The following is a 1,297-nucleotide window of genomic DNA, read 5'->3' on the forward strand; positions in this document are numbered from 1 at the left end:
TTGGGGACGTTCCTTTTAATATGAGCAGGACATTGTCAAGAGGCAAAATCGGGCCTGGCCCCAACGATATGGGGTCAGGCCCTCTCCCTATATCAACCCGTCCGCGGCGACCTCGGCGTGTCTTACCGACGCTCGTCTTTGCAGTTTAATATCCGCCCGTGGCGATCTCTCGCTGGGCAATCCGTTGCTACGGCTGAGGCTTCTACGTCGAACCGACAGTCTGTGCACGCGTGTGGCGCCCTGGGCGCTCGCAGAAAAGGGACCTGAGGTTCGCCTCAACGGCTTCGGATCGAACCGCTTCCGGGGTGACTGGCTTATGTTCGGGGGACCGCCCCCCTATGCCTCCTCTGCCATGAGGCCGACCGCCCACACCCAGCAGGCGAGCTCGCGCGCCGTGGCCACGTTCGCCTTGTTGCCGTGCACCCCGCGCGCGAGCAGCGCCTCCCGCCTCTCGACCAGCCTCCGCACGCCCTTGGCGGCATGCCTCCGGGCGGCCGGGTCCGGGGCCTGGCCCTTGGCGAGGTCCTTCGGCCGCCCCGAGCACGTCAGGTAGTGCCTGCGGCCTCGACCAGCGTCTTTCTCAGGTGCTTGTTGCCGGCCTTGGTGATCGCGCCCCTGCGGTCGCTCTCCCCGCTGGAGTGCTCGGAGGGCGTCAGGCCGACCCACGCGGCGAACGAGCGGGCGTTCCTGAACCTGGAGAACTCGCCGGCCTCGAACACGAGGTCGGCGGCGGAAGCGGTGTCGACGCCCTTGAGGCAGCGCAGGGAGTCGACCCTCCTCCTCCACCTGGGCTTGCGGGCCTCGGCCCCGACGAGCCCCTCGAGCCTCGCCTTCTCCTCCGCCGCCCGCCTGACCGCGTCGACGTAGTAGGCGAGCACCTCCTCGTCGGCCCCCTCCGCGAACCTTATCGACTCGATCCAGGACCAGTGGGCCCGGGTCCAGTTGCCCTTCCTGCGGCCGGTGGGCGTCCTCTCGTCGAAGACGAAGCCGTGCCTGAGCAGGAACTTGGAGAGCCGCTGCTTCGAGCGCGAGAGGTCGTCCCTCGCGTCCTCGAGCGCCCTGGTCAGGTCGCGGGCGGCCTCGCGCTCGTCGTCGGGGACCCACACCTCGACCACGTTGCCGACCGACAGCATGCGGGCGAGGAACTCGGCGTCGTTGCGGTCGTTCTTCCTGCGCCTGTCCGCGCTGGGCTTGATCATCTTCGAGACGGCGCCGACCACGCAGTCGACCCCCAGGCCGGAGAGCCTCTTCTGCAGGTCGAAGCCCGTGACCCCGGACTCGTACACGCACCTGGCCC

1 protein-coding gene is annotated in these 1,297 nt (G+C 68.5%); it reads right to left on the reverse strand.

The features are described from left to right. Positions 1-545: 545 nt before the first annotated feature. A partial coding sequence (locus tag DWZ22_RS10465; RefSeq protein ID WP_233546461.1) for an IS110 family transposase occupies positions 546-1,297 on the reverse strand: 752 nt, incomplete at its 5' end.

Origin of the sequence: Collinsella sp. AF31-11, assembly GCF_003475605.1 — a bacterium.
Lineage (GTDB): Bacteria > Actinomycetota > Coriobacteriia > Coriobacteriales > Coriobacteriaceae > Collinsella.